Consider the following 11,271-nt stretch of genomic DNA (forward strand, 5'->3'; position numbering starts at 1 on the left):
CCGTTCCGCGCTAGGATGTCCAGACGAAAACCGAAGGAGGAACGGGTGATCTACGCCTTCAACGACAAGGTCCCGCAGCTGTCGCCCAACTGCTGGGTGGCCCCCAGCGCCACCGTCGTCGGTGACATCCTGCTGGAGGAGGACGTGTCCGTCTGGTGGGGCGCGGTCATGCGCGCCGAGGAGGAGCGCATCCACATCGGCGCCGGCAGCAACGTCCAGGACAACGCCGTCCTCCACGTCGATCCGGGCTTCCCGCTGCTCATCGGCAAGAATGTGACCATCGGCCATCTGGCGATGGTGCACGGCTGCACCGTCGGCGACGGCAGCCTGATCGGCATCGGCGCCACGGTGCTCAACGGTGCCCGCATCGGCCGCGACTGCCTGATCGGCGCCCACGCCTTCATCGCCGAGGGCAAGGAGATCCCCGACCGCTCGCTGGTGCTCGGTGCGCCGGGCAAGGTGGTGCGCACTCTGTCGGACGAGGATGTGGAGCGCATGCGCGCCCCCGCCGCTGTCTATCAGGAGCGGTGGAAGAGCTACGCCAAGGGGCTGCGCCCCATCTCCGCCCCCGGCACCGTCCCCGGCCAGCCCTGACAAGACCCGGCGTGGGGCGCCCTCAGCCCCCGGCGCCCCTGATGAAGAAATACAGGGTCAGCCCCACGCCGATCGAGACCACCACCCATTTCATCACGTCGCGGCTGACCCGCTTCGCCGCGTGGGCACCGGCATAGCCGCCGGCGATGGCCGACACCGCCATGACGGCGGTTTCCGGCCAGGACACCGCGTCGGAGAGGCAAAAGGCCGCCACCGCCGCGCCGTTCATCAGCGCGGCCAGCAGGATGCGCAGCCCATTCATGGCGTGGATGTCGCGCAGGCCGAACAGGGTCAGCGCCGCCAGCATCAGGAAGCCGATACCACCACCGAAATAGCCGCCGTAGATGGCGATGACGAACTGCACGGCCAGAACGGAGCGACCGCTCAGCCGCAGCCGGGCGGCCAGCGTCGGCATGAAGCTGCCGACCGCGAAGACCGCCGTCGCGAACAGCAGCAGCCACGGCACCAGCCCGGCAAAGGCGCGGTCCGGCGTGGTCAGCAGAAGAATGGCCCCGACCACCCCGCCGACGAGGCTGACCACGGAGAAGGCGGTGACGCTGACCTCCGTCACGCCGCGGATCTCCTTGCGGTAGGCCCAGGCGCTGGCCATCTGGCCGGGGAACAGGGCGACCGTGCTCGACACGTTGGCGCTGACCGGCGGGACCCCGGCGAACAGCAACGCCGGAAAGGTGATGAAGGCCCCGCCCCCGGCGACGGCGTTGAGAACGCCCGACGCGAACGCCGCGACCATCAGCAGCACCATGGCAAGCATCGCACCCCCACCGTCGGCCTCTTCACGTATTGGCATGCCAGAAAGCGTTCTGGGCACCCTGACAAACGCCATAGAGCCGGGCAACCGCTATAAGTTCAGCCGCGCGGTTCAGCGAAGCCTCTGCACAAAAATGCGATTTTACTGATTGTTTGCTACATTAGCCATTGACGCGCTGTGGCATCTGGTATACCAAATATCCATCGCCTGCCACTGCCCGATGCCCAGGTGCCGCCGACGGCCTTCGACCGGCCCGATGCGGTTCCGCCGGTCACGCTCCGGTCCCCCGCGGGGGTTTCCGTGCAGGGCGCGCTTACGAAACCCGCTGTCTGGTGGAGGGCTCGCCATGAAAGTCGCCGACATTCTTCGGACCAAGGAATCCCGCGTCGTCACCGTCCGCTCCGGCGAAACCATCGAGGAGGCGATCCGGCTGATGAAGTCGGAGAACATCAGCGCCCTGGTGGTCAAGGACGTCTGTCGGACCGAGGGCAACGCCGTCGCCGGCATGCTGTCGGAGCGCGACGTCGTCTACGCGCTGCTGGAGCGCGGCGCGTCGGTCCTGAAGACGCCGGTCTTCATGCTGATGTCGCGCGCTCCGCAGACCTGCTCGCCCGACGACAGCCTCGTCCACGCGCTGGAACTGATGGACCGCCATCACATCCGCCATCTCCCGGTGCTCGACGGCGCCACGCTGGTCGGCGTCGTCAGCGCCCGCGACTTCACCAAGCTCCAGCTCACCGAGATGATCGCCCACACCCAGCCCCCGGCCCAGGAAACCCCGGTCTACGCCCACTGACCGCGGCCCGGCGAAAGCGCAAAGGCCCCGACCGGAAGGCCCGTCACCGGAAGGCCCGTCGTCCCATCGGACGGCGGGCCTTTTCTCATGGCTTCAAGCCATCATTCGCCGATACCCTCGGCCCAGCGCAGCAGCAGCGCCATGGCTTCCGGCGGCTCGGGGCGGATCATCGGCACGCTGCCCAGGATCACCTGCCCTGCCCCGCCGTCCACGGTGATGATCTCACCGGCCCGGACGGTCCGATCACCCACCGTCATCACGCCGGCCGCCGGATCGACGCGCAGCATGCGCGCTCCGGTGACGCAGGGCAGCCCCATGGCGCGGGCGACGGTTGCGGCGTGGCTGGTCGCGCCGCCCCGGGCGGTCACCACCGCGCAGGCCACTTGCATGCCGTGCACGTCGTGGGGCGAGGTTTCCGGCCGGCAGAGCACCACCGCCACCCCCTCCGACGCCAGCCGGACCGCCTCGTCCGAGGTGAAGACGGCGACGCCGGTGGCCGCCCCGGAGGAGGCTGGCAGACCGCAGGCGATCACCTCGCGGGGGGCGTCGGGATCGGCGATGGGACGCAGGCTGTCGGCCAGCGCCGGCAAATCGGCGCGCCGCACCGCCTCGGCCCGCGAGATGATGCCGGCCTGCGCCAACTCCGTGGCGATGCGCACCCCCGCCTCCGGCGTCCGCTTGCCGGCGCGCGACTGGAGGATGAACAGGCGGCCCTGCTGGACGGTGAACTCGATCTCCTGCATGTCACCGAAATGGCGCTCCAGCCGGTCGGCGATGCGGCCCAGTTCGGCGAACGCCTCGGGGGCGACCGCCTGAAGGGAGGCCTCGGCGCCGGCCAGCGGTCCCGGCGTGCGCAGGCCGGACACAATGTCCTCGCCCTGGGCGTCGGCCAGGAACTCGCCGCTCAGCAATGCCTCGCCGGTGGACGGATCGCGGCTGTGGGCCACCCCGGTGCCGGAGGCGGCGCCACGGTTGCCGAACACCATCGCCTGCACGGTCGCCGCGGTGCCCCAGTCGTCGGGAATGCCGTGCACCGCCCGGTAGGCCACGGCGCGGGGGTTGCTCCAGGAGCGGAAGATCGCCGCGATGGCGGCGAAGAGCTGGGTCCGCGCGTCCTGAGGAAAGGGCTCCCCCGCCTCGCGCTCGATCACGTCGCGGTAGGCGGCGGCCACGGCGCGCCAGTCGGCGGCGCCCAGGTCGGCGTCGCGGACCAACCCGCGCGCCTCCTTATGGGCCTCCAGCGCCGCGTCGAAGGCGTGGGCGCCCACTCCCTGCACCACCGTGCCGTAGGTCTGGATCAGCCGGCGGTAGCAGTCGTAGGCGAAACGCGCGTCGCCGCTGCGAGCCGCCAGCCCCGTCACCGTCGCGTCGGTCAGGCCGAGATTCAGGATGGTGTCCATCATGCCGGGCATCGAGGCCTGCGCGCCGGAGCGGACCGACACCAGCAGCGGGTTCTCCGCCCCGCCGAAGCGGGCGCCCGCCACAGCTTCCAGCCGGGTCAGCGCCTCCTCCACCTGGGCCGTCAGCCCGGCGGGAAGGCCGCCCTGCCCGGCGCGGTGCCGGCGGCTGGCCTCCGCCACGATGGTGAAGCCCGGCGGCACCGGCACGCCCAGCCGCGCCATCTCGGCCAGCCCGGCGCCCTTGCCGCCCAGCTCCGCCAGCATGCCGCCGTGTCCCTCCGCACCACCGCCGCCGAAGGCGTAGACCCAGCGCTGTCCACCGGCCACCGACCCTTTGGCCGCCTGTCCACCGGCCGCCGGCAGAGCCGCGTGCCCGGCAACCACGGCGGCACCGACGGCGATGGCGCCGCTGGCGTCGGTGGAGCCTTGGATGATGGACTGGTGGAGCATGGACCTATCCTCGCGTCGGCGTGGTGTTCAGGCACCCTGTGGACATGAACGGAAAATTTCTCCGGTCAAACCGATATCTTATTTCCATATAATGCCATTTTGCGAACTGAGTGCAATGCACAAATAGTCGCATTTGCGACGATAACGCTTCGGCGGCGAAAAAAGGCACGGGAAATTCCGCATAGCGGAATTTTAGAGCATCGCGCGTGAAATCTGAATCGAGAGTTGCGTTTTGGCGTCTGGCGTGATTCACCGTCTTTGGAGGTGGATCATGGGTCGCAGCTATTCGCCGGACCTTCGGGTTCGGATTTACGGCGAGATCGAGCAAGGCGGTTCGCGTCGGGCGGCGGCGCGCCGGTTTGATGTGAGCGCGAGCACGAGCGTGCGGCTTGCCCAGCGGATGGCGGCGACAGGCACGCTGGAACCGGCCCGGCAGGGGCGCCCGCCGGGCGGCGGCAAGCTGGCCCCACATGCCGACCTTCTGATCGGCTGGGTGGAGAAGCAAGGCGAGATCACCATGCCGGAACTGGCGGCCAAGCTGAAAGCCGAGCGCGGGGTGACGGTCCACCCCGCCTCGCTGTCACGCTTCCTGCTCGCCCGTGGCTACAGCGTCAAAAAAAACGCTGCTGGCAAGCGAGGCCGGTCGCGCTGACGTTGCCGAGGACCGCCGGATGTGGCGCAGCCATCGTCAGCCCCGGATGCGCGAGGAGCCGGATCGGCTGGTGTTCCTCGACGAGACGGCCACCACCACGAAGATGACCCGGCTGCGCGGGCGGGCCAAGCGCGGCCAACGGTTCAAGGCCAAGTCGCCCTTCGGCCACTGGGGCACACAGACCTTTATCGCCGCCCTGCGCTGCGATGGCCTGACCGCCCCCTGGATCATCAAGGGCGCGATGAACCGAGTGCTCTTCGAGACCTATGTCGAGACCCAACTCGCCCCGACCTTGCGGCCGGGCGACGTTGTCATTCTCGACAACCTGTCTTGCCACAAAAGCGAAAAGGCCAAGGCCGCCCTCAAGCAGCGTGGCGCTTGGTTTCTCTTCCTCCCGCCTTACAGTCCCGACCTCAATCCCATCGAGATGGCTTTCGCCAAGCTCAAGGCCCATCTCCGGCGCATCGGCGCCCGCACCATCGACGAACTGTGGAAAGCCGTCGGTTCAATCTGCGACCTCTACACACCCGAGGATTGCTGGAACTACCTCAGGCACGCAGGATATGCGTCAGATTAAACGCTCGATGCTCTAGGCGAATTCCTGACAAGAAATGCACGACACCAAGCCCGGATGGCCCGGGCGATCAGCCCAGCCGCGCCTGCTCCAGCGGGACCTGCGTCAGGGGATAGCCCAGCCCGTCCGGAATGCGCAGCGCCGGCCCTTCAGGGGTGTCGACGGGACGGGGCAGGATGGGCGTCAGGGGGTGGAAGCGCGCGGCCTCCTCCATCGCGTGGCGCACCGTGCGGCAGTCGACCAGACGCAGCAGGGTCATGCGGGTGGCGAAGACCAGCGACAGCCGTTCCGCCTCCGCCTCGGCGAGGATCGCCCGCGGCGTGCCCCAGAATCCGGCGACCGCCTCCACCCCGTCGACCACGGCGGTCTGGCGCGGCGGCGCCTTGGCAAGGAAGAACAGGGTGTCGTAGCGCCGCCACACGCTCTCCGGCGTGACCCAGCGGGCGAAAGGCACCAGCGCCGCCACGTCCGGCGCCAGCCCCGCCGCCAGCAGCCGATCCAGGAAGGTCCCGCCCGACGCGCTGCGCAGCCCGTCGAGGACGGCGGCATCCACCGTGCCGCCGGCCATCAGCAGCCCGCACTCCTCGAACGCCTCGCGGATCGCGGCCATCCGCTGCGGCATGTCGTCGGTCAGCGGCAGCGACAGCTCCCGCCAGGGCAGCTCGCTGTCCTCCGCGTCCAGCCGCCCGCCGGGAAACACCGTGGCGCCGGGCGCAAAGCGAAGGTCGCGGTGGCGCTGGATCATGAAGACCTCCAGCCCGTCCACGCTGTCGCGCAGAAGGATCAGGCTGGCAGCGGAAAGCGGCTCGACAGGCGTGTTCATGGCATCGTCCTGGCTGATCGCGGGCGTCCAGTGTCCGCCCGGGGCTTACCCCCGGTCAAACCAACCGTGTGACTTCCCGCTATGTGGAAAAGCCATAGCGGCGGTTTGACCCCCACCCCACCCCGGTCGCAGCATTGCCGCAAGCACCACCCAGTCATCGTCAAGTCATCGCCCTCTCAGGAGGCCCGCGCCATGCAGCGCAACCGCAGCACCAAGATCGTCGCCACTCTGGGGCCGGCCAGCTCGACCTACAGCCAGATCTTCGCCCTCGCCGAGGCCGGCGTGGATGTCTTCCGCCTGAACGCCAGCCACGGCACGCAGCGCGACCACGCCGAACGCTACCGCCAGATCCGCGCGGTCGAGGAGACGGTCGGGCGCCCCATCGGCGTGCTTCTCGATCTTCAGGGTCCGAAGCTGCGCGTCGGCACCTTCAAGGAGGTGGCGGTGATCCTGGCCGGCGGGGACCGCTTCCGCCTCGATCTCGACCCGACCCCCGGCGACCGCAGCCGCGTCTGCGTTCCCCATCCGGAGATCTTCGCCAGCCTGGAGCCGGGCCACGAGCTTCTGCTGAACGACGGGCGCATGCGCCTGCGCGTGCTGAGCTGCGGCCCCGACCATGCCGAGACCGAGGTCATGGTCGGTGGCACCCTGTCCGACCGCAAGGGCATGAACGTCCCCGGCACCACGCTGGCCCTCAGCGCCCTGTCGGAGAAGGACCGCAGCGACCTGCAGTTCGGCCTGACGCTGGGCGTGGACTGGATCGGCCTCAGCTTCGTGCAGCGGCCGGAGGACATCCTGGAGGCGCGCGCCCTGATCGGCGACCGCGCCCACATCATGACCAAGGTGGAGAAGCCAGCCGCCCTGCCCCGGCTGGAGGAGATCATCGCCTTGTCGGACGCCGTGATGGTGGCCCGCGGCGACCTGGGCGTGGAGTTGCCGCCGGAGGATGTGCCCGGCCTGCAGAAGCGGATGATCCGCCTGAGCCGGGCCGCCGGCAAGCCGGTGATCGTCGCCACGCAGATGCTGGAATCGATGATCACCGAGCCGACGCCGACGCGCGCCGAAGCGTCGGACGTGGCGACCGCCGTCTATGACGGGTCGGACGCCGTGATGCTGTCGGCGGAATCCGCCTCGGGCAAGCACCCGGTCGAAGCCGTGGCGATGATGGACCGCATCATCCGCCGGGTGGAGCGCGATCCCCTCTACCGCCGCATCATGGACTCCGAGCATCCGAGCCCGGAGGCGACCACCCCGGACGCCCTGTCCGCCGCGGCGCGCCAGATCGCCGAGACCATCTCGGCCGCCGGCATCGCCACCTTCACCAGCACCGGCTCCACCGCGCGGCGCGCCTCGCGCGAGCGGCCGACCGTGCCGATCCTCGGCCTCAGCGCCGAACGCGGGACCGCCCGCCTGCTGTCGCTGGCCTGGGGCGTCCATCCGGTGTGGACCGCCGACGTGGCGAATTTCGCGGAAATGGTCGAGCGGGCCAGCCTCGTCGCCGCCCAGGAGGGCATCGGCGCCCCCGGCCAGTCGCTGATCGTGACGGCGGGCGTCCCCTTCGGAACGCCCGGCACCACCAACAGCCTGCGCGTGGTCACGATCACCGCGAACGGACTGAACAACGCCGCCGAAACCGCCGCCGCGGTCAAGACCCACGTGCCGGCCTGACCCCGTATCGGTGCCCTTCTCCCCTCACCGGGGGTGGGGCACCGTCATTTCAGGATCACTCCAGGAAATCGCAATGCTTCTCGACGTGCGCCGCCAGACCCAGCGTGTGGTCGCGGATCAGGTGTTCGGCCTGGTCGACGTCGCGGCGTTCCAGGGCCTTGATGATTTCCTTGTGGTCGTTGATCGACCGCTCCGCCCGGTTGTCCTGACCGATGGTCAGCTTGCGGATCGCGCGGATGTGGATGAACAGATTGTCGGTCATCTCCTGGATCAGCTTGGACCCGCTGAGCCGGATGATGCTCTTGTGGAAGGCAATGTTGGCGTCGGAGTATTCGTTGACATGCTCCTTGGGGTTCCGCATCTCGAAGTTGCGGAACAGGTCCCAGAGGGTGCGGATGTCCTCGTCGGTGGCCTGCGTCGCGACCATCCGACCGGCCATGCTCTCCAGCGCCGCCCAGACCTGGATCATCTCGACGATTTCGGCCTTGGTCTTGCGGATGACGAAGATGCCCCGGCGCGGCTGGAGCCGGATGAACCCCTCCTGCTCCAGCAGGGTCAGCGCCTCGCGGATCGGCGTCCGGCTGACGCCGAGCAACTCGCTGAGCTGCCTCTCCTCAAGCCGGATCTCGTCGTTATGGTCGTAGATGTCCATTTGCGAGATGGCTTGCTTCAACGCATGATAGGCTTGCGCGCGGAAGGTCGATCCGGTGTCGAGCGGCTGGACGTTGATCGGCGGAGGGTTCATGGTCGGCACCGTTCCTCAATGCTGGCCGTCCGGAAACACCCCACTGTGCGCCGGCCCGGTCGTGCGAAAGGCATCGCATCGTTTTCGTATATAAGATACCAGATGCATATTTCGGACTGAAAAGTCCAGGATTACGATAAAGATAGGGTGACGCCGCCCGCCCCCCGTCCTTACGGTTGTCCGCCTTTCAAGGCCTTGAGCAGATCGGGCAGGCGGTCCGGTGTCCGCATCGCCGTACCCATGACCGCCACTCCGACGGCTCCCGCGGCCAGACAGTCCCCGATCGTGCCCGACTCCACGCCGCCGAGCGCGATGATCGGCAGGGGAGCCTCCGCGGCCAAGCGTCTCAGCGCCTCCGTCCCGATCGGCGGGCCGTATCCCGGCTTGCTCGGCGACGGGAAGACGGGCGACAGAGTGACGTAATCGGCCCCGCCCGCCGCAGCTCGCCGAATCCCCTCCGCGTCGTGGGTCGACAGCCCGACCAGGGCGCCGGGACCGAGCCGCCGCCGCGCCGCCGCGACGTCGGCCCCTTCCGGCAGATGCACCCCGTCGGTGCCGGCGGCCAGCGCCAGATCCGGGTCGCCGTGCAGCGTGACCAGCGCCCCCCAGGGCCGCGCCCGCTCCACCAGCGCGTGGGCCAGGGCGATCTGCCGCGACTCGTCCAGATCCTTCTCGCGCAGCGACAGCCAGCGCAACCCGCCGGCGAACAGGCGCGCCGCCAGATCCGGCAGGGGCTGCGCCGCCTGCCGCCGGTCCGTGATCGCCAGGAGGCGGGGACTCGGGATCGCCATCATCCGCTCACGATGACAGCGCCATCGGGACTGTGCAAGTGCAGCATAATTGTCCAAAGCGCCGTGAAGGACTGCCCCGTTCGGCGCGATTTCCATCACGCGGAAAGGATTCGCCAACACTTTGCCAATAGCCGCCCCGCTGATGAAAGCTCAATCCAACGCAACAGCGACCCGTTATGCGAGTGAGGAGACCAAGCCATGGCTAGGATGATGGCGATTGAAGCGGCGGTGCATGTCCTGGAAAAAGAAGGCGTGTCCGTTTGCTTTGGCGTCCCCGGAGCGGCCATCAATCCGTTCTACGCGGCGCTGCAACGCAACGGCCGCATCGGCCACGTTCTTGCGCGCCATGTCGAGGGCGCGTCGCATATGGCCGAAGGCTACACGCGCGCCAAGGCCGGCAACATCGGCGTGTGCATCGGCACCTCCGGCCCCGCCGGCACCGACATGATCACCGGCCTCTATTCGGCCTCCGCCGACTCCATTCCGATCCTGTGCATCACCGGCCAGGCGCCGCGCGCCCGCCTGCACAAGGAGGATTTCCAGGCCGTGGACATCCCGTCCATCGCCAAGCCGGTCGCCAAGTGGGCGGTCACCGTGCTGGAGCCGGGGCAGGTCCCCTACGCCTTCCAACAGGCCTTCCACCTGATGCGCTCCGGCCGGCCCGGCCCGGTGCTGCTCGACCTGCCGATCGACGTGCAGATGGCCGAGATCGAGTTCGATCCCGACTCCTACGAGCCGCTGCCCACCTACAAGCCGGCGGCGACCCGCGCCCAGGTGGAGAAGGCGCTGGCCATGCTGAACGCGGCGGAGCGTCCGCTGCTGGTGGCCGGCGGCGGCATCATCAACGCCGACGCCAGCGACCGTCTGGTCGAGTTCGCCGAGATCGCCGGCCTGCCGGTCATCCCGACCCTGATGGCCTGGGGCGCCATTCCGGACGACCATCCGCTGATGGCCGGCATGGTCGGTCTGCAGACCGCCCACCGCTACGGCAACGCCGCCATGCTGGCGTCGGACTTCGTGCTGGGCATCGGCAACCGCTGGGCCAACCGCCACACCGGCTCGGTCGACGTCTACACCAAGGGCCGCAAGTTCGTGCATGTGGACATCGAGCCGACCCAGATCGGCCGCGTCTTCGCGCCGGACCTGGGCATCGTGTCCGACGCCGGGGCCGCGCTCGACCTCTTCATCGAAGTGGCGAAGGAGTGGAAGGCCGCCGGCAAGCTGCGCGACTGGTCGGAGTGGGTGAAGACCTGCCAGGTCCGCAAGCGCTCCATGCTGCGCAAGTCCGACTTCGCCAACGTGCCGATCAAGCCGCAGCGCGTCTATCAGGAGATGAACAGCGCCTTTGGCGAGGACGTCTGCTACGTCTCGACCATCGGCCTGTCGCAGATCGCCGGCGCGCAGTTCCTGCACGTCTACAAGCCGCGCCATTGGATCAACTGCGGTCAGGCCGGCCCGCTCGGCTGGACCCTGCCGGCGGCGCTCGGCGTGCGGGTGGCCGATCCGAAGCGCAAGATCGTCGCGCTGTCCGGCGACTACGACTTCCAGTTCCTGATCGAGGAGCTGGCGGTGGGCGCGCAGTTCAAGCTGCCCTACATCCACGTCCTGGTGAACAACAGCTACCTCGGGCTGATCCGGCAGGCGCAGCGCGCCTTCCAGATGGACTTCCAGGTCCAGCTCTCTTTCGAGAACATCAACGCCCCGGAGATCGGCGTCTACGGCGTGGACCACGTCGCGGTGGCCGAGGGTCTGGGCTGCAAGGCCATCCGCGTCACCGACCCGGACAACCTGCAATCCGCCTTCGCGCAAGCGCAGCAGTGGATGGACGAGTTCCAGGTCCCGGTGGTCGTCGAGGTCATCCTGGAGCGCGTCACCAACATCGCCATGGGCACGGAGATCAACAACATCACCGAGTTCGAGGACGTGCTGGACGTGCCGGCGGACGAGCCGGAGCTGGTGCGGGTCTGATCGGGCGGGCGGTTGCCCCCACCCTCCCCACTTCGTGGGTC

At 68.7% G+C, this 11,271-nt stretch carries 10 protein-coding genes; 5 read left to right on the plus strand and 5 right to left on the minus strand.

Features of this window, described 5'->3' with window-relative positions; translation table 11 throughout:
* The first annotated feature begins 45 nt into the window (after positions 1–45).
* Positions 46–594, plus strand: coding sequence for a gamma carbonic anhydrase family protein (locus DXK32_RS14415; protein WP_247877151.1), 549 nt, complete (start codon positions 46–48; stop codon positions 592–594).
* 22 nt (positions 595–616) lie between these two features.
* On the opposite strand, the gene DXK32_RS14420 is transcribed toward DXK32_RS14415, so the two are convergent.
* The gene (locus DXK32_RS14420) at positions 617–1,366 is read right to left on the minus strand and encodes a sulfite exporter TauE/SafE family protein (protein ID WP_114859139.1); all 750 of its coding nucleotides are present in this window, start codon (positions 1,364–1,366) and stop codon (positions 617–619) included.
* Between the two features lie 343 nt (positions 1,367–1,709).
* Here DXK32_RS14420 and DXK32_RS14425 point away from each other — a divergent pair, with 343 nt between their 5' ends.
* Complete coding sequence (locus DXK32_RS14425) at positions 1,710–2,159, plus strand: CBS domain-containing protein (protein ID WP_114859140.1); 450 nt, start codon at positions 1,710–1,712, stop codon at positions 2,157–2,159.
* 101 nt (positions 2,160–2,260) lie between these two features.
* Here the strand turns inward: DXK32_RS14425 and DXK32_RS14430 are convergent, their stop codons facing one another.
* Positions 2,261–4,009, minus strand: coding sequence for a pyruvate, phosphate dikinase (locus DXK32_RS14430; RefSeq protein ID WP_114859141.1), 1,749 nt, complete (start codon positions 4,007–4,009; stop codon positions 2,261–2,263).
* 271 nt (positions 4,010–4,280) lie between these two features.
* Here DXK32_RS14430 and DXK32_RS14435 point away from each other — a divergent pair.
* Positions 4,281–5,238 (plus strand): IS630 family transposase gene (locus tag DXK32_RS14435; RefSeq protein ID WP_114859142.1). Its coding sequence is split into 2 segments (ribosomal slippage): positions 4,281–4,612 and positions 4,611–5,238, totalling 960 coding nucleotides; the frame shifts between segments, so codons are not numbered across the junction.
* Positions 5,239–5,305: 67 nt separating this feature from the next.
* Here DXK32_RS14435 and DXK32_RS14440 read toward each other — a convergent pair.
* Complete coding sequence (locus tag DXK32_RS14440) at positions 5,306–6,058, minus strand: NUDIX hydrolase (protein ID WP_114859143.1); 753 nt, start codon at positions 6,056–6,058, stop codon at positions 5,306–5,308.
* 192 nt (positions 6,059–6,250) lie between these two features.
* On the opposite strand from DXK32_RS14440, the gene pyk reads away from it, so the two are divergent.
* On the plus strand, positions 6,251–7,726 hold the full coding sequence (gene pyk, locus DXK32_RS14445; protein WP_114859144.1) for a pyruvate kinase: 1,476 nt from the start codon (positions 6,251–6,253) through the stop codon (positions 7,724–7,726).
* Between the two features lie 55 nt (positions 7,727–7,781).
* Here pyk and DXK32_RS14450 read toward each other — a convergent pair whose 3' ends face one another.
* A complete protein-coding gene (locus tag DXK32_RS14450) occupies positions 7,782–8,471 on the minus strand; it encodes a GntR family transcriptional regulator (RefSeq protein WP_114859145.1) in 690 nt (229 codons plus the stop codon).
* A 170-nt stretch (positions 8,472–8,641) separates the two neighbouring features.
* Positions 8,642–9,265, minus strand: a complete 624-nt coding sequence (locus DXK32_RS14455) for a thiamine phosphate synthase (protein WP_114859146.1) — start codon at positions 9,263–9,265, stop codon at positions 8,642–8,644.
* Between the two features lie 195 nt (positions 9,266–9,460).
* Here DXK32_RS14455 and gcl point away from each other — a divergent pair, with 195 nt between their 5' ends.
* Positions 9,461–11,230, plus strand: a complete 1,770-nt coding sequence (gcl, locus tag DXK32_RS14460; RefSeq protein WP_114859147.1) for a glyoxylate carboligase — start codon at positions 9,461–9,463, stop codon at positions 11,228–11,230.
* Positions 11,231–11,271: the final 41 nt, after the last annotated feature.

Source organism: Azospirillum brasilense (assembly GCF_003349955.1).
Classification (GTDB): domain Bacteria; phylum Pseudomonadota; class Alphaproteobacteria; order Azospirillales; family Azospirillaceae; genus Azospirillum; species Azospirillum brasilense_B.